General features: G+C 71.8%; 14 protein-coding genes. 11 read left to right on the top strand and 3 right to left on the bottom strand.

What is annotated here, in order from left to right; translation table 11 throughout:
- The 9 genes from AC0665_RS06740 to AC0665_RS06700 are packed head-to-tail and all read left to right on the top strand — an operon-like array spanning nt 1 to nt 8,441.
- Complete coding sequence (locus tag AC0665_RS06740) at nt 1-879, top strand: carbohydrate ABC transporter permease (RefSeq protein ID WP_363118829.1); 879 nt, start codon at nt 1-3, stop codon at nt 877-879.
- Nucleotides 876-1,700: a carbohydrate ABC transporter permease gene (locus tag AC0665_RS06735; protein WP_478602264.1), complete on the top strand. Its 825-nt coding sequence runs from the start codon at nt 876-878 to the stop codon at nt 1,698-1,700. The genes AC0665_RS06740 and AC0665_RS06735 overlap by 4 nt, the downstream gene beginning before the upstream one ends.
- On the top strand, nt 1,697-2,788 hold the full coding sequence (locus AC0665_RS06730) for an ABC transporter ATP-binding protein (RefSeq protein WP_478704565.1): 1,092 nt from the start codon (nt 1,697-1,699) through the stop codon (nt 2,786-2,788). The genes AC0665_RS06735 and AC0665_RS06730 overlap by 4 nt, the downstream gene beginning before the upstream one ends.
- Entirely contained in the window at nt 2,785-3,624 is an 840-nt protein-coding gene (locus tag AC0665_RS06725; protein ID WP_478704564.1) for a DeoR/GlpR family DNA-binding transcription regulator, read from the top strand. Before AC0665_RS06730 ends, AC0665_RS06725 begins: the two co-directional genes overlap by 4 nt.
- Nucleotides 3,593-4,681: an ABC transporter ATP-binding protein gene (locus AC0665_RS06720; RefSeq protein WP_478704563.1), complete on the top strand. Its 1,089-nt coding sequence runs from the start codon at nt 3,593-3,595 to the stop codon at nt 4,679-4,681. The genes AC0665_RS06725 and AC0665_RS06720 overlap by 32 nt, the downstream gene beginning before the upstream one ends.
- The gene (locus AC0665_RS06715; protein WP_478704562.1) at nt 4,678-5,709 is read left to right on the top strand and encodes a 2-hydroxyacid dehydrogenase; all 1,032 of its coding nucleotides are present in this window, start codon (nt 4,678-4,680) and stop codon (nt 5,707-5,709) included. The genes AC0665_RS06720 and AC0665_RS06715 overlap by 4 nt, the downstream gene beginning before the upstream one ends.
- A gap of 19 nt (nt 5,710-5,728) precedes the next feature.
- Entirely contained in the window at nt 5,729-7,153 is a 1,425-nt protein-coding gene (locus tag AC0665_RS06710; RefSeq protein WP_478602256.1) for an FGGY family carbohydrate kinase, read from the top strand.
- A 26-nt stretch (nt 7,154-7,179) separates the two neighbouring features.
- Nucleotides 7,180-8,217: a glycerophosphodiester phosphodiesterase family protein gene (locus AC0665_RS06705; protein WP_478704561.1), complete on the top strand. Its 1,038-nt coding sequence runs from the start codon at nt 7,180-7,182 to the stop codon at nt 8,215-8,217.
- Entirely contained in the window at nt 8,214-8,441 is a 228-nt protein-coding gene (locus tag AC0665_RS06700; RefSeq protein WP_478704560.1) for a hypothetical protein, read from the top strand. The genes AC0665_RS06705 and AC0665_RS06700 overlap by 4 nt, the downstream gene beginning before the upstream one ends.
- Before the next feature lie 3 nt (nt 8,442-8,444).
- Here AC0665_RS06700 and AC0665_RS06695 read toward each other — a convergent pair whose 3' ends face one another.
- The gene (locus tag AC0665_RS06695; RefSeq protein WP_468409115.1) at nt 8,445-9,083 is read right to left on the bottom strand and encodes a mycothiol-dependent nitroreductase Rv2466c family protein; all 639 of its coding nucleotides are present in this window, start codon (nt 9,081-9,083) and stop codon (nt 8,445-8,447) included.
- A 137-nt stretch (nt 9,084-9,220) separates the two neighbouring features.
- On the opposite strand from AC0665_RS06695, the gene pepN reads away from it, so the two are divergent.
- Together pepN and AC0665_RS06685 are read left to right on the top strand one after the other, a co-directional pair.
- Entirely contained in the window at nt 9,221-11,800 is a 2,580-nt protein-coding gene (pepN, locus tag AC0665_RS06690) for an aminopeptidase N (protein ID WP_478704559.1), read from the top strand.
- A 196-nt stretch (nt 11,801-11,996) separates the two neighbouring features.
- The gene (locus AC0665_RS06685) at nt 11,997-13,037 is read left to right on the top strand and encodes a hypothetical protein (protein ID WP_468633631.1); all 1,041 of its coding nucleotides are present in this window, start codon (nt 11,997-11,999) and stop codon (nt 13,035-13,037) included.
- 105 nt (nt 13,038-13,142) lie between these two features.
- Here the strand turns inward: AC0665_RS06685 and AC0665_RS06680 are convergent, their stop codons facing one another.
- Together AC0665_RS06680 and AC0665_RS06675 are read right to left on the bottom strand one after the other, a co-directional pair.
- On the bottom strand, nt 13,143-14,903 hold the full coding sequence (locus AC0665_RS06680; protein WP_478602249.1) for a TIGR03767 family metallophosphoesterase: 1,761 nt from the start codon (nt 14,901-14,903) through the stop codon (nt 13,143-13,145).
- 231 nt (nt 14,904-15,134) lie between these two features.
- Entirely contained in the window at nt 15,135-15,593 is a 459-nt protein-coding gene (locus tag AC0665_RS06675) for an NUDIX hydrolase (protein WP_468633627.1), read from the bottom strand.
- Nucleotides 15,594-15,694 lie beyond the last annotated feature (101 nt).

Here is a 15,694-nt window from a genome sequence, read left to right as displayed (position 1 = left end):
GTGCGGCTCGCGCTGCGGCCGTACCTCCTGATCGTCCCGGCCCTGCTGCTGACCTGCGGGATCCTCTACCCCTTCGGGCTGGGGCTGTACTACACGCTGTTCGACTTCTCGGCGAGCAAACCGCAGCCGGACATGGTGCGGTTCGAGAACTACACCACCGTCTTCACCCAGGAGGCGTTCTGGAACTCGGCCTGGGTGACGGTGCTGTACGCGGTCGGGGCGGCTCTGGCGGAGACGGTGCTCGGCGTGGCCGTCGCCCTGCTGCTGCACCGGTCCACCCTGATCGGCCGGGTGCTGGAGAAGATCCTGATCCTGCCCCTGATGATCGCCCCGGTGATCGCGGCGATCATCTGGAAGCTGATGCTCCAGCCGTCGGTCGGGGTGGTCAACCACCTGCTCAAGCCCTTCGGACTGGGCGGCGTGCAGTGGACCGACACCCCGACGGGCGCGCTGCTGTCGTCGATCGCCGTGGACGTGTGGGTCTACACGCCGTTCGTGGCGATCCTCGCCCTGGCCGGTCTGCGGTCGCTGCCCGCCTCCCCGTTCGAGGCGGCGGCCGTGGACGGCGCGGGGTGGTGGTACACCTTCCGCCGGCTGACCCTGCCGATGCTGTGGCCGTACGTCCTGGTCGCGGTGATCTTCCGGTTCATGGACTCGCTGAAGGTGTTCGACATCATCTACGCCCTGACCGAGGGCGGGCCGGGTGACTCGACCGTCGTGCTCCAGATCCGGGCGTACCTGGAGGCCATCCGCTTCCAGCGCTACTCCTTCGGGATCTCCTACACGGTCGTGCTGTGGGCCGTGGTGTACCTGGCCGCGATGGTGCTGGTGAAGCACCTGGGGAAGATCCAGCGGAAGGCCGCGGAGGTCACCACATGAACAAACGCGTCCTGGGATGGCTGGGTGACGCCGCCCTGGTCCTCTACTTCGTCTTCGCGCTGTTCCCGATCGCCTGGATGGTGATCCTGTCGCTGAAACCGGCGGACCAGCTCTTCTCGACCTACTTCTCCTTCTCCCCGACCCTCGACGGCTACCGGACGGTCCTCGGCGACAGCGAGGGCATCCCGTTCGTGCGGTTCTTCGTCAACAGCCTGGTGGTGTCGGTCGGGGCGGTCGCACTGTCGCTGGTGGTGGGGCTGCCGGCCGCGTACGCCTCGGCGCGGTGGCGGTTCAAGGGCTCCGAGAACCTGATGTTCACCCTGCTGTCGTTCCGCTTCGCACCCGAGCTGACCGTGATCATCCCGCTGTTCGTCCTGTACCAGAAGCTCGGTCTCTTCGACACGTACGTCGGCATGGTGTGGGTGCTGCAACTGGTCACGCTGCCGCTGGTGGTGTGGATCATGCGGTCGTACTTCGCCGATCTGACGCCGGAGCTGGAGCAGGCGGCCCTGCTGGACGGCTACACCCGCAAGCAGGCGTTCTTCAAGGTGGCGCTGCCGCTGGTCAGACCGGGCATCGCGGCCGTGTCGCTGCTGGCGTTCATCTTCGCCTGGAACAACTTCGTCTTCCCGCTGATCCTCACCTCCAACGAGGCCCAGACGGTGACCGTCGGCGCCCTGTCGTTCCTCGGCGGGGACCGGCCCAAGTACAACCTCACGGCCGCCGCCGCGCTCGTCTCCGTCGTACCGCCGCTGCTGCTGGCCCTGACCATCCAGCGGTACCTGGTGCGGGGCCTGTCGTTCGGGGCGGTGAAGTCATGATCCGGCTGAGCGGGATCCGCAAGGCGTACGGGGGGACCGTCGCGCTCGACGGGCTCGAACTGGAGGTGGCCGAGGGCGAGTTCTTCTGCCTGCTGGGCCCGTCCGGCGCCGGCAAGACGACCACGCTCAAGACGATCGCCGGGCTCGAGCCGCCCGACTCCGGGACCGTCCTGCTCGACGGCAGGGACGTGCGGGACGTCGAGCCCTACGACCGGGGCGTGGCCATGTGCTTCGAGAGCTATGCCCTCTACCCGCACCGCTCGGCCTACGACAACCTCGCCTCACCGCTGCGCTCGCCCCGGCACCGGCTGCCCGCCGCCGAGGCCCGGCAGCGGATCGGCGCCATCGCCGAACTGCTCGGCATCTCCGGGCTGCTGGACCGGCCCGTGGGCCGGCTGTCCAACGGCCAGCGGCAGCGCGTCGCCCTCGGCCGGGTCCTGGTCCGCCCCGCCCGGGCCTTCCTGCTCGACGAGCCGCTCTCCCACCTCGACGCCAAACTCCGCCAGCAGATGCGGGCCGAGCTGAAGGCCATCGGGGCCGTGCAGCACACGACCACCCTGTACGTCACCCACGACTCGGTCGAGGCGCTCGCCCTCGGCGACCGGATCGGAGTCATCCGGGAGGGCCGGATCGTGCAGACCGGCACCCGGGAGGAGATCTGGTACCGGCCGTGGGACACCGAGGTCGCGCGGGCCTTCGGCCGGCCCCGGATCAATCTGCTGCCGGGCGTGGTGACGGAGAGCGGGGTGCGGTCGGACGGCGGGGTCGGGCTGCCGGTCCGCGCGCGGGCCGCCCCCGGCACGCAGGTGCTGGTCGGCATCCGGCCCCGGGACCTCGCCCTGCACGGCGGCGATGGCCACGAGCTGAGCGGCACCGTGTACGTCACCGAGGTGCTCGGACGGTCCGTCGAGGTCACCGTCCGGCTCGGGACCGGACAGCGGCGGGTGTCGCTGGTGGCACCCCGGACGGACGCGGCACGCCTTCGTCCGGACGATCCGGTACGGCTGGTGGTCCGGCCTGAGAACCTGCTGCTGTTCGAGGCCGACCGGCCGGAGCGACCGGGACGACGGATAGAGACACAGCCATGAGCGGCAACAGCAGTGGTGGACAGCAGGGGCCCGCGGCACGCCAGGCGGCCATGGCCGAGCAGGTGCTGGCCGACGGCTCGGCGACGGCGGCGGAGCTCGCCGAGCGGTTCGGGGTGAGCCTGATGACGATCCACCGGGACCTCGACGAGCTCGAACGGCAGGGCATCGTACGCAAGTTCCGGGGCGGGGTGACCGCGCAGCCGTCGGGGGTCTTCGAGTCGAACGTGCAGTACCGGCTGAAGACCATGCGGACCGAGAAGGCGGCTGTCGCCGAGCACGCGCTGCGGATGGTGGAGCCCGGGATGGCGATCCTGCTGGACGACTCCACGTCCGCCCTGGAGATAGCCAGACGGCTGCGCACCGCCGAGGTGACACCGCTGACGGTGGTGACCAACTTCCTTCAGGCCATCAACCTCCTCTCCGACCAGCGGGGCATCCACCTGATGGCGCTCGGCGGCGACTACGACCCGCTGCACTCCTCGTTCCTCGGGGTGTCGTGCGTGGAGGCGGTCGAGCAGCTCCGGGTGGACGTGTGCTTCGCGTCGACGTCGGCCGTGCACGGGGGATACGCGTACCACCAGGAGCAGCACATCGTGTCCGTGAAGCGGGCGATGCTCGACGCGGCGGCACGCAACGTCCTGCTGATCGACCACACCAAGCTCGGCCGGGTCGCCCTGCACCGGGTCGTCCCGCTGTCCCGCTTCGACACGGTCCTCGTGGACGACGGGGCGGCACCGGAGGCACTGCGGGATCTGGACGAGCACAAGGTCCGTTACGAGGTTTGCGCGACGAAGGGCGGCGGCCATGGCGAGCGGAACGGGACTGGAGCTACGTGAGCTGCGCAAGACCTACCGGGTGCGCGGGCGGCCCTCCGTGGACGCCGTGCGCGGCATCGACCTGAACCAGCGCTCCGGGGAACTGCTCGGGCTGCTCGGGCCGTCCGGCTGCGGCAAGTCGACCACGTTACGGATGATCGCCGGTCTGGAGTCCGTCACCGGCGGGGACATCCTGGTCGGTGGCGCCTCGGTCGTCCGACGGCCCGCGCAGCAGCGGAACATGGGCGTCGCGTTCGAGAACTACGCCCTGTACCCGCCGCTGTCGGTCGCGGAGAACCTGGCGTTCGGACTGAAGGCCCGCAGGAGGGCCGACCGCCGGGACGTCGACCGCAGGGTGAAGGAGATCGCCGAGCGGGTCGGGCTGACCGGCCTCCTCGACGCCCGCCCGGCCGGCCTGTCCAGTGGCCAGAAGCAGCGCGTGTCGCTGGCCCGGGCCCTGATCCGCGAGCCGGACGTGCTGCTCCTCGACGAGCCGCTCTCCCACCTGGACGCGGCCCAGCGGGACAGCACGCGCCGCGAACTGAAGCGCATCCAGAAGGACTTGGGCCACACCACCATCCTGGTCACCCACGACCAGGAGGAGGCCCTCTCCCTCGCCGACCGGATCGCCGTGATGAAGGACGGCGTCATCCAGCAGCTCGGCACCCCCTACGAGATCTACGACAGCCCGGCCAACGTGTTCGTGGCGGACTTCGTGGGCGAGCCCGCCGTCACCCTGCTGCCCGGCATCGCCGACGGCGACGGTCACGCCCGCCTCTCGGACACGGTGCGCCTCGCCCTGCCCGTGCCGGTCGACCCGGGCCGTGAGGTGGTGGCCGGGATCCGCCCCGAGGACGTCCGGCTCACCGGCGAAGGCGGCCTGCCCGCCCGGGTCGTGGCCCACGAGCCGCTGCTGGAGTGGGGCCTGGCGACCCTCGCCCTCGACGGGGTCGAACGGCATCTGGTCGTCCTGACCGACCCCGAGGTGCGGCTCACGCACGACGAACGGGTCCGGGTCGCCGCCGACCCCGGGCACACCCATGTCTTCGACGCCGAGACGGGAGCTTCCTTGCGATGACTGACATGAACAGCGTGCGCGTCGTGGCCGCCGGTGATCACTTCGTCCTGCCCTCGCTGATCTCACGGGCGGTGGAGCACGAGGTGGAGCGGGCCGACGTCAGGCAGCTGCGGCTCGGCTGGCCGCTGGAGCCGTTCGGGCCGGTCGCCGAGGTGCGCGAGGCCAGTGACGCCGAGGACGCGATGATCGAGGCACTGGCCGGGGCCGAGGTCCTGGTCACGCAGATGGGCCCGGTGACGGAGAAGGTCCTCGCCGCCTGCCCGGATCTGAGGCTGGTCGTGGTCTGCCGGGGCGGACCGGTCAACGTCAACCTCGACGCGGCCAGGGAGCGTGACGTGCGGGTGTGCTTCGCGCCCGGCCGCAACGCCGCCGCCACCGCCGAGTTCACCGTCGGCCTGATGCTGGCCGCCCTGCGCCGCATCCCCCAGGCCCACGACCCGCTCGTCCGGCGGGGCAGCTGGGAGGGGGCGACCTACTACACGTACGAGCACAGCGGACTGGAGCTGGAGGACCTGCCGATCGGACTGGTCGGGTACGGGGCCGTCGGCAGCCGGGTGGCGCGCGTGCTGTGCGCGTTCGGGGCGCGGGTGATGGTGTACGACCCGTATGTGCACGGCGAGATCCACGGTCTGCGCGTGGCCTCGCTCGACGACCTCCTGCGCCGCTCCCGGGTGATCACCCTGCACGCCCGGCTCACCCCGGAGACCCGGGGGCTGATCGGCGCCCGCGAGCTGGCTCTGCTGCCGTCCGGGGCGGTGGTGGTGAACGTGGCCCGGGGCCCGCTGCTGGACGAGGACGCGTTGTGCGACGCGCTGGAGAGCGGCCGGGTGTCCGCGGCGGCCCTCGACACCTACGAGCGGGAGCCGCTCCCCGCGCAGTCCCGGCTGCTGGGACTCGCCGACCGCGTGGTGCTCACCCCGCATCTGGGCGGGGCCTCACGGGCCGTCGCCGAGAAGGCGGCGCGGATCGCCGCGGAAGAGGTGGGCCGCTGGGTGCGCGGGGAGCCGCTCGCGCACTGTCTGACCTGAGGACCGGGAGGAGAGCCGCATGTACGTGGGTATCGATGTGGGCACGTCCGTGGTCAAGGCGGCGGCCTTCGACGCCGCGGGCCGTGAACTCGCCGTGGCCTCACGCCCGGTGGACCTCTCCCTGCACGGCGGAGTCGTCGAGCAGGACATGGAGGAGGTGTACGGGGCGGTCGTGGCCGTGCTCGACGAGGTCACCGCGCGGGTGCCGGGGCCGGTCGAACTGGCCGGGCTCACGGGCCAGGGCGACGGGGTGTGGCTGGTCGACGCGGAGGGGCGGCCGGTGCGGGCGGCGGCCTCCTGGATGGACGGACGGGCGCACGAACTGGTCGACCGGTGGCTGGCGGACGGCACCTTCGAGTCGGTGTTCCGGCGGACGGGCGGCGCCATGTTCCCGGGCTGCCCGGGCCCGTTGCTGGCCTGGCTCGACCGGCACGAACCGAAGGCGCTGGACGCCGCGCGGGCCGCCCTGTACTGCAAGGACGTGGTGTTCCAGCGGCTGACCGGGGCCGGTCCGGCGACGGACGTGTCGGACGCGTCGATGCCGTTCCTCGACCCGCGGACCCGGGCCTACGACGAGCAGGTCGTCGAGCTGCTGGGGCTGGCGCACCGCCGGGGCCTGCTCGCCCCGGTCAGCGACCCGGTCGCGACGGCCGAGGCGCTGGGCGAGGGCCTGCCCTCCGGGACCCGGATCGCCAACGGCCCGTACGACCTGCCGGCCTGTGCGCTGGGCGCCGGGGTGACGTCCCCGGGGGACGGACTGCTGATCGTCGGCACCTGTCTGGCCGGCCTGGTCGCCACGACCGAGCTGGACCTGACCGGGGAGCCGGCCGGCCTGTACATCTCCACCGACCGGCCCGGGTACTGGCTGCGCGCCATGCCCGCCATGGTCGGCACGGCGGCGCTGGACTGGGTGCTGTCGACGACGGGGGCGCGGCACGAGGAGGTGGACGGCCTGCTCGCCGGGACGCCGCCGGGCGCGCACGGCGTGCGGGTGCTGCCGTACTTCGCGCCCTCCGGGGAACGCGCGCCCTTCGTGGAGCCCCGGCTGCGTGCCGAGCTCACCGGCGTGTCCCTGGAGTCCACCCGGGGTGATCTGGTCCGCGCCACCTGCGAGGGCATCGGGTACGCGGCCCGGCACTGCCTGGAGGCGGCGGGCCTGACCGGGAGCCTGGCCGTGTGCGGCGGCGGCACCCGCAGCTCCGCCTGGATGCGGCTGCTGGCCGATGTGCTGGGCCGGCCGCTGCGGGTCGTCGAGGGCGAGGTGGGCGCGCGGGGCGCGGTCCTGGCGGCGGCCGAGCGGTACGGGGCCGGCCTGGACGCGCGGGCGTGGACCCGGCCGGCGGCGGTCGTCGAGCCCGATCCGGACCGGGCCGCCTTCTACACGCGGGGCTATGCGGAGCACCTGGAACGGCTCGGCGAGGCCCGGGCCCGGGCCCGTCGGTGAACCCGCCCTCGATCAAAGGGAGTCGTATGCAGCTCGGACGCAGATCCCTCCTCCTCGCGGCGGCCGCGGGACCCGCTGCTGCCGCCGTACCCGCCCCGGCGGTGGCCGGACCCGCGAGGGGCGGCCCGGTCGTCATCGGTCACCGCGGCGCGGCCGGCTGGCGCCCGGAGCACACGGAGGCCTCGTACACCTACGCCGTGCAGACCGGTGCCGACTGGATCGAGCCGGACCTGGTCCCGACGAAGGACCATGTGCTGGTGGTCCGGCACGAGAACGAGATCTCCCAGACGACGGACGTGGCCCGCCGGCCGGAGTTCGAGGGCCGCCGGACGACGAAGACGGTCGACGGGCGGGCCGTCACCGGCTGGTTCACGGAGGACTTCACGCTGGCGGAGCTGAAGACGCTGCGGGCGGTGGAGCGGCTGCCGCAGGTCCGCAACCGCAACACCGTCTTCGACGGACGCGCGGAGATCATGACCTTCCAGGAGGTCGTGGACCTGGCGCGGCGGCTGTCGCGGGAGCACGGCCGGACGGTCGCCGTCTTCCCGGAGACCAAGCACCCCACGTACTTCCGCTCGATCGGCCTGCCGCTGGAGCCGAGGCTCGGGGCCGCGATCCGCCGCAACCGGCTCGGCCGGCGCAAGTGCGTCGTGCAGTCCTTCGAGCCGACGAGCCTGCGGCGCATGACGGAGCTGGACGTACCGCTGTGGCAGGCGCTGGGGACGACGGGCGGGCCGTACGACCTGCCTTCGACGACCTACCGGGACATGATGACGCCGGCGGGCCTGGCGGAGATCGCGCGGTACGCGGACTGGATCGGGCCGGACAAGTCCTCGGTCGCCGGCACGAGCCTCGTCGCGGACGCGCACGCGGCGGGGCTGCGGATCGGGCCGTACACCTTCCGCGCGGAGAACCAGTTCCTGCCGGAACGGTTCCGGCGCGGGAGCGGAGCGAACGATTTCGGGGACGCGTTCGCGGAATACGCGCTGTACTACCGCATGGGGGTCGATGCGGTCGTCACCGACTTCCCGGACCTGGCGGTGATCGCGAGGAGGAGCGGATGACGGTGAGCCGGGCGTGCCGGACCTGCGGCACCATGCAGGAGTTCCGGATGTTCAACGCCGCCGAGCGGGCGGCGGTCCGGGCGGAGAAGGGAGCCGGGCACTTCGTGGACGACTACTGGCGCTGCACCGCGGTCGGCTGCCGGTGGTACCAGCGCTACCTCAACCGCGGCGAGGACGGCCTGCTCCCGGAGGATTTGAAGATCCAGGCCGCCCCCGCCGGATGAGCCCTACAGGTTGGAGAAGTCCGGGCCCTTGGTGCGGCTGCGCTTGATCTCGTAGAAGCCGGGGACCGAGGCCACGGCGAGGGTGCCGTCCCACAGGCGGCCGGCCTCCTCGCCCTGCGGGGCCGGGGTCACGACCGGGCCGAAGAAGGCGATCTGCTCGCCGTCGGAGCCGGGCACGGCGATGACGGGCGTGCCGACGTCCTGCCCGACCTTGTCGATGCCCTCCTTGTGGGAGGCGCGCAGCTCCGCCTCGTACGGGGTGGAGTCCCAGTGCTCCAGGAGGGAGTCGGGCAGGCCCACGTCCTTCAGCGCGGCGGCGACCGTCTCCTTGCCGGGGCCCTCGTCCCGGTTGTGGATGCGGGTGCCGAGGGCGGTGTAGAAGTCGCCGAGGATCTCGGGGCCGTGCTCCTGCTGCGCGGCTATGACGACCCGGACGGGGCCCCACGCCTTGGTCTCCAGCAGCTCGCGGTACTCCTCGGGCAGCTCGTCCAGCTTGTCCTCGTTCAGGACGGCGAGGCTCATGACATGCCAGCGCACCTCGATGTCCCTGACCTTCTCCACCTCCAGCACCCAGCGGGAGGTCATCCAGGCCCACGGGCACAGCGGGTCGAACCAGAAGTCGACGGGGGTCTTGTCCGACATGTCTCTCCTCGTGAGGGAACCGTTTCTCGGGCAACACCGGTTCGCGCTCCCGTCATTCCCGGCTGACCCGTGTCAGGTGCACGTGGCAGGATCGGTCCTGTTCAGCCGTACCCCACGACATCTGAGGAGTGCCGCCCGTGCCCGGTGAGAATCTGTCCCGCGACGAGGCCCGGGAGCGGGCCGCCCTGCTGAGCGTCGACGGGTACGAGGTGTCCCTCGACCTGCGGTCCGCGGTCGGTGAGGACCGGGGGGACGGGCCCCGCACCTTCCGCTCCGTCACGACGATCCGCTTCCGCTGCAACGAGCCCGGGGCGACCACCTTCGCCGACCTCATCGCGCCGAGTGTGACGGCCGTCTCACTCAACGGCCGCGATCTGGATCCCGGTGAGGTCTTCGACGGCTCCCGGATCGTCCTGGAGGACCTGGCCGCGGACAACGAGCTGGTGGTCGACGCCCGGTGCGCCTACTCCCGCACCGGTGAGGGCCTGCACCGCTTCGTCGACCCCGAGGACGGCGAGGTGTACCTGTACACCCAGTACGAGCCGGCCGACTCCCGCCGGGTCTTCGCCAACTTCGAGCAGCCCGACCTCAAGGCCCCCTACCGCTTCGAGGTGCGCGCCCCCGAGGGCTGGACGGTGTGGAGCAACGGGGTGGGCGAGCAGACCGACGGGGTGTGGCGGTTCGCCGAGACCAAGCCGATCTCGACGTACATCACCTGTGTGGTGGCGGGCCCGTACCACCACGTGACGGACTCCTACACGCGCACCTTCGAGGACGGCACGACGCTGGAGATCCCGCTCGGCGCCCTGTGCCGCAAGGGCCTCGCGCCCTACTTCGACGCCGACGACGTCTTCCTGGTCACCAAGCAGGGCCTGGACTTCTTCCACGACCACTTCGACTTCCCGTACCCGTTCGGCAAGTACGACCAGGCGTTCGTGCCCGAGTACAACCTGGGCGCGATGGAGAACCCGGGGCTGGTGACGTTCCGCGAGGAGTACATCTTCCGCGGGAAGGTGACGCAGGCGTCCTACGAGGCCCGGGCCAACGTCATCCTGCACGAGATGGCGCACATGTGGTTCGGCGACCTGGTCACCATGGAGTGGTGGGACGACCTGTGGCTGAAGGAGTCCTTCGCGGACTTCATGGGCGAGTTCTCGCTCGTCGGCGCGACGCGCTTCAAGAACGGCTGGATCACCTTCGCCAACCGCCGCAAGGCCTGGGCCTACCGCGCCGACCAGCTGCCCTCGACGCACCCGATCACGGCCGACATCCGCGACCTCCAGGACGCCAAGCTGAACTTCGACGGCATCACGTACGCCAAGGGCGCGTCGGTGCTGAAGCAGCTCGTGGCGTACGTCGGCGAGGAGGCTTTCCTGGAGGGCGCCCGGCGCTACTTCAAGCGGCACGCGTACGGCAACACGCGCCTCGCGGATCTGCTGTCGGTGCTGGGGGAGACCAGCGGCCGGGACATGAGCGCCTGGTCGCGGTCCTGGCTCCAGACGGCCGGGGTGAACGCGCTGACGCCGCAGGTGCTGCTCGGCGCGGACGGCCGCGTCGAGGAGCTGGCGGTGGTGCAGGAGGCGGCCGAGTCCCACCCCGAACTGCGTCCGCACCGGGTGGCGGTGGGCCTGTACCGGGTGACGGGCGAGGGGGCGCTGGAGCGGTACGCGCGCGTGGAGACCGACGTCGACGGTCCCCGGACGGTCGTGGCGGACCTGGCCGGAGCCGACGCCCCGGACCTGGTCCTGGTCAACGACGACGACCTGACCTACTGCAAGATCCGCTTCGACGAGACCTCCCTGGCGACCCTGCGTGAGCACCTGGGAGCCGTCACCGACCCGCTGGCGCGCGCCCTGTGCTGGTCGGCGCTGTGGAACATGACGCGTGACGCGCTGCTCCCGGCGCGGGACTTCGTGGACCTGGTGCTGCGCTTCGGCGGGCGTGAGTCCGAGATCGGCGTGGTGCAGATGCTGCACGCGTGGGCCGGGTCGGCGGTCACCCACTACACGGCGCCCGCCCGGCGCGAGACGGCCGCCCGGCTGCTCGCCGAGGGCGCACGGCGCGAGCTGTACGCGGCCGGGGCGGGCGGTGAGCACCAGCTCGCCTGGGCGCGGTTCTTCGCCCGGACGGCCACCTCCGAGCCCGACTTCGAGCTGCTGCGGGACCTGCTCGCGGGCACGGCGACGGTCGAGGGCCTCGACCTGGACCAGGAGCTGCGCTGGGCGTTCCTGGAGCCGCTGGCCGCGCACGGGGCCGTGGACGAGAAGGTGCTGGCCGAGGAGCTGGCGCGGGACGACACGGCCTCGGGCAAGCGCCACCACGTGCGCTGTCTGGCCGCCCGCCCGTCCGCGGCGGTCAAGGCGCAGGCGTGGGCGCAGGTCGTGGAGTCGGACGCGCTGTCCAACGCCATGGTGGAGGCGACCATCGCGGGTTTCTCGCAGGACTCGCAGCGCGAGCTGATCGCTCCGTACGCCGGGAAGTACTTCGCGGCGATCGAGCGGGTGTGGGCCGAGCGGTCGATCCAGATCGGGATGCACGTGGTGCAGGGCCTGTTCCCCTTCCTCCAGCAGTCCCGGGAGACGCTGGACGCCACGGACGCCTGGCTGGCCGCCCACGAGCAGGCGGCTCCGGCGCTGCGGCGGCTGGTCCTGGAATCGCGGGACGATCTGGCACGGGCGTTGCGTGGACAGGCGTGCGACGAGGCCGCTGACCAGTAGCTTTGGCCTGAGATCGGGGCGTTCCTCCTTCGTTACGAGATGAATGCCCCGTCAGCCGTAACCCCTGGCCCGCACCCGAACGGACCAGGGGCTTTCGGCATCCGAACATCCGTCCTTTAGGGCTGGGTTGTCCGTATTTGTCGACGGCCCTGTAACAGCGGTTCAAAGGGGGCCGGGACGCGGGAAATTGCGGGGCATGACCCACAACACCCCGCTCTCCCCCCGCCCGCTGCACGACCTGTCCGGCGGTGGCCGCCCCCGTGTGACGACGGCGGCACAGCTCCGCGCGCACGGCGTCTCCACGGCCGAGACGAACGAGCAGTGCCGTGCGGGCGGCCCCTGGCAGCAGCTCCTCCCCGGCGTCGTCCTGCTCCACCCGGGCCCGCCGACCAGCGAGGAGCGGCTGCACGCGGTGCTGATGTTCGCGGCGCGGGAGCGCGGCACCGGGGTGCCCGCCCAGCCCGGCGCGGGCCGGCCGCACGCCGGCGCCTACCCCGAGGTGATGATCACGGGCCTGGCGGCGCTGACGCTGCACGGCTTCTCCTCCACTCCCCCGCTGCCGTCCCTGGACGCGATCGACGTCCTGGTGCCGAGGCTGCGGCGGCTGCGCTCCACGGGCTGCGCGCGTATCGTCCGCACGCCCGTCATGCCCGACCCCGAGCAGGTCACCGGGGTGCCGGTGGCACCGGTCGCCCGCGCGCTGGCCGACGCGGTGGCCGAACTCGCGGACGCCGGCATCGTCCGCCGGCTGCTCACCGAGGCGGTCCGGGGCGGACACTGCGACCCGGCGGCGGTGGTCCGGGAACTGAACCAGGCACGGCTGCTGAGCCGCCCGCACGTGGTGGACGCGGTGGATTCCCTGCTCGCCGAGGGCCGGGCGATCGCCGAGAACCGTCTGTACCGGATGGTCGCCGAGTACGGTCTGCCCGACCCGGTCTGGAACGTCGACCTGCGGCTGCCCGGCGGCCCCTACCTCGGCGGCCTCGACGCGTACTGGCCCGACCAGGCGGTCGCGCTGGAACTCGACACCCGGGCGCCCCGGCAGGACGACGACGCCCTGTGGTCGGAGTACGCCCGCAAGCGCGAGCACCTGGAACGGCTCGGCATCACCGTCGTCCACATCACGCCGAGGAAGCTGCGCGACTCCCCGGAGCAGCAGGCGACGGTGATCCGCACGGCCCTGATGGCCTCGACCGACCGCGAACCGGCCGCGTACGTCGTGGTGCTGCCCCGGTAGGGCCGGACCGGGGGCGGGACCAGGAGGGGAGAGGAGGGGCCGCCGGGAAGACGGCGGCCCCTCCTCGTGCCGGAGTCACGGCGCGCTCCCTCGAGGAAGCGCGCGTCAGCCCTTCTTGAGCACCAGTTCGGTGTTGCGGTCCTCAGGGTCGCCGCCCAGGGTCGTGCTCGCGCCGGGGGCGTTGAGGGACAGCTCGCGGTAGAGGGCCGCGAGGCCGGTCTGGGAGAGGTCGGAGAAGTCGGTGCGGTGCGGGGCGGAGGACTCCACCAGCGTCGTGAACAGGGAGATCGTGCCGTCCTTGTTGTCGGTCAGCTCGATGACCCGGGCCAGCTGCGGGAAGTCGACGTGGGAGGCGGTGGAGATCTCCCAGAAGGAGCGGCCGCCGGGCGCGGAGTGCGGCGTGATGACGTTCTTGTGGATGTGGCCGTTCACCCAGGCGAGCACCCTGGGGTGACTGCCGAGCAGGGCGAGCACCTCCTGGCCGTTGTGGCGTCGCTCGTCCGGGCGGGCCGGGTCGCGGCGCAGGTTGGTCATCGTCCTGCTGGTGTGGTGGCTGAAGATCACCGCGTAGGAGTCCTTGTTGTCCCGCAGCGTCCTGTCCAGCCACTTCAGCTGGGCCGTGCCGATGGAGCCCTCGTAGTGCCCGCCGGAGTCGGTGGTGTCCAGGCTGATGCCGATGACGTCGTCGGAGATGCGGAAGGCGTAGTACTGGGTGCCCGCGTCCAGGTTGGCGGAGGAGTAGCCGTGCCCGGCCGGGCCGACGCCGCGGTAGGCCGGGTCCAGGTGCGCCTCGAGGTACTCGGCCGGGGTGAAGGGCGCGCGCCGTTCGTCGGGGGTGATGGAACGCATGCCGCGGGCGTGGGACTTCAGGAAGTCGTGGTAGGCGACGCCCCGGGGGTCCCGGGCCTTCTTGATCTGCGTCTGGAGCTCCCGGGCCTCGGCCGCGGTGACGTTCATCAGCTTCTTGCCGCCGACGGCGAGTTCGGTGAGGTACGAGTCGCCGTGCGAGGCGTAGCAGCCCATCGGCAGCGAGTCGTGGTTGCCGACCGTGGAGTACCAGGGCAGGTTGAGGCCGGGGCTGCGCACCTCGCGGATGGCCGCCTCCAGGAAGCCGTCGAGGCGGGGGAAGCCGGCCTGCTTGTCGGTGTCGCGGACGGCGGCGTCCGGCTGCCAGTACTGCTTGAGGCCGCTGTTCTGGACGCCCTCGTAGCGGCGCGGGTCACCCGTGTTGGGCGTGATGCGCCCGCCGCTCATGATCTTCAGGAACCACTCCAGCTCGGACTTGGCGTTGTTGTCCGTGTTGTCGCCGGTGGTCATGGCGAAGTGCAGCGGGGCGCCGGTGACGGGGGCGCCGCGCAGGGCGTTGATCCGTTCCACGAGCGCGATCGCGCCCTGGACGGTCAGCGCCTCGTGCGGCCGCCAGGCGTGGATGTCCGCCGAGCGCAGGTACTCCAGGCGCAGCGGGTGCTGGGCGTCGATGATGTGCAGGTCGGTGAGCTGCACGAAGGCGGCGAGCGCGGTACGGCGGGCGGCCCGGCCGGACTTGGGCGCGGCCAGCTCGGAACGGACGACCCGCTTCCAGCCGGGTCCGTCGCCCAGGCGCCGGTAGCCGGAGCTGCCGCGCGGGGCGGCGACGGACGCCACGGTGGTGCCCCTGGTGTACGGGGCCAGGGGCGCGGCCGGGGCCCGGCGCGACGAGGCGGCCACGGCGGCGTCCGCGCTCTCCTTGACGGTGGCGGCCTGGCTGTCGCTGGGCCGCAGGGCGTAGCCGACGCCCCCGGAGAGGGCGACCGCGCCGGTGGCGGCGAGGACGGAACGACGGTGGATGCCCTGGCCGGAGCCGGCGACTGAGCGTGTGCGCGACATGCGCTTCTCTCCCCGAGTGCGAACGCGTCGGCAGTGGTCGCGGGGCGTTCGTGACCCGAACTTCCCGCTCGTACTGGATCGTTGGCAGTGGGGATGACCTGTGCGTGAACGAGGCGGCAACGCGCAGCGCCGATCACCGGACGTGGATCTTGGACTACCCTGCGCGTCGTCGCCTGCTCCGGGACCGGCCCGTAACCGGTCACGCGGTGTTCATCTTCCGGGGTACCGGACCTACCGCGAGGCGTCGGCCAGCCGTCCGGTGGCCGGGCGCTCGCGCCACAGCCGCAGGGCGATGTCGACCATCGGCACCCGGACGAGACGGGGCACCGCGTCCAGGTCCTGCCAGGCGGCGAGGTCGGTGGAGCCGTTCACCTCGTTGCGCAGTTCGCCGCCGACGATCCGGCCCTCGTAGACGAACCGGACGCCGTGATGGTCGACCGGGGGCCGCAGGCCCTCGCGGAAGACGCGGTGGAAGGAGTCCACGCCGAGCAGCCCGGTCACCTCGATGCGGTACCCGGTCTCCTCCTCCACCTCCCGCACGACCGTGTCGTGGGGATCCTCGCCGTGTTCCATGCCGCCGCCCGGCACGACCCACTCGGGCGTGCCGTCCCGGGCGGGTGAGCGGGCGAGCAGGATCTGTCCGTCCCGGACGCATATGGCGTAGGCCGCCACCCTCAACTTCTGTCGCACTTGGGGACGTTAACCGATTTCTTCGTCACCTTCAGGACTGATGCTCACAAATCGCATCGCGGGTTTTCCCCATACATCCATTTCGTTTCGGTCAACCCTCC

It is taken from the genome of Streptomyces sp. NPDC043685 (assembly GCF_056436585.1).
The sequence above is the reverse complement of the archived record's forward strand: the minus strand, read 5'-3'. Positions and strand labels throughout refer to the sequence as shown.

Bases quoted from the DNA above. Each gene is read 5' to 3' on its own strand.
- AC0665_RS06735 (WP_478602264.1), top strand. From the start codon at position 876: ATGAACAAACGCGTCCTGGGATGGCTGGGTGACGCCGCCCTGGTCCTC.
- AC0665_RS06730 (WP_478704565.1), top strand. From the start codon at position 1,697: ATGATCCGGCTGAGCGGGATCCGCAAGGCGTACGGGGGGACCGTCGCG.
- AC0665_RS06725 (WP_478704564.1), top strand. From the start codon at position 2,785: ATGAGCGGCAACAGCAGTGGTGGACAGCAGGGGCCCGCGGCACGCCAG.
- AC0665_RS06720 (WP_478704563.1), top strand. From the start codon at position 3,593: ATGGCGAGCGGAACGGGACTGGAGCTACGTGAGCTGCGCAAGACCTAC.
- AC0665_RS06715 (WP_478704562.1), top strand. From the start codon at position 4,678: ATGACTGACATGAACAGCGTGCGCGTCGTGGCCGCCGGTGATCACTTC.
- AC0665_RS06710 (WP_478602256.1), top strand. From the start codon at position 5,729: ATGTACGTGGGTATCGATGTGGGCACGTCCGTGGTCAAGGCGGCGGCC.
- AC0665_RS06705 (WP_478704561.1), top strand. From the start codon at position 7,180: ATGCAGCTCGGACGCAGATCCCTCCTCCTCGCGGCGGCCGCGGGACCC.
- AC0665_RS06700 (WP_478704560.1), top strand. From the start codon at position 8,214: ATGACGGTGAGCCGGGCGTGCCGGACCTGCGGCACCATGCAGGAGTTC.
- AC0665_RS06695 (WP_468409115.1), bottom strand. From the start codon at position 9,083: ATGTCGGACAAGACCCCCGTCGACTTCTGGTTCGACCCGCTGTGCCCG.
- AC0665_RS06685 (WP_468633631.1), top strand. From the start codon at position 11,997: ATGACCCACAACACCCCGCTCTCCCCCCGCCCGCTGCACGACCTGTCC.
- AC0665_RS06680 (WP_478602249.1), bottom strand. From the start codon at position 14,903: ATGTCGCGCACACGCTCAGTCGCCGGCTCCGGCCAGGGCATCCACCGT.